We start from the raw sequence: 325 nt of genomic DNA, 5'->3' as shown, positions 1-325 counted from the left end.
AAAGATAAAAGACAAAAGAGTACTGAAACTAATAAGAAAATATCTAAATTCAGGGGTAATGTTAAAAGGTATGCTAGTTAAAACAGAAGAAGGTGCTCCCCAGGGAGGACCATTAAGTCCACTACTTAGCAATATATTACTAGACGAACTAGATAAAGAATTAGAAGGACGCGGACACAAGTTTTGTAGATATGCCGATGATTGTAACATTTATGTTAAGAGCATTAGAGCAGGAAAAAGGGTATTAGAAAGCATAACTAAATTTCTTAAATACAAACTAAAACTCAAAGTCAATAAAGAAAAGAGTGCAGTATCGTCTCCTACT

General features: G+C 33.2%; 1 protein-coding gene. It reads left to right on the top strand.

Annotation, left to right across the window (positions count from 1 at the left end):
• Positions 1–4 precede the first annotated feature (4 nt).
• On the top strand, positions 5–325 hold a 321-nt coding region (locus L21TH_RS13605; protein ID WP_341349764.1), incomplete at its 3' end, for a reverse transcriptase domain-containing protein.

Source organism: Caldisalinibacter kiritimatiensis, assembly GCF_000387765.1.
GTDB lineage: Bacteria > Bacillota > Clostridia > Tissierellales > Caldisalinibacteraceae > Caldisalinibacter > Caldisalinibacter kiritimatiensis.
This window is presented reverse-complemented; position numbering and strand designations above follow the sequence as displayed.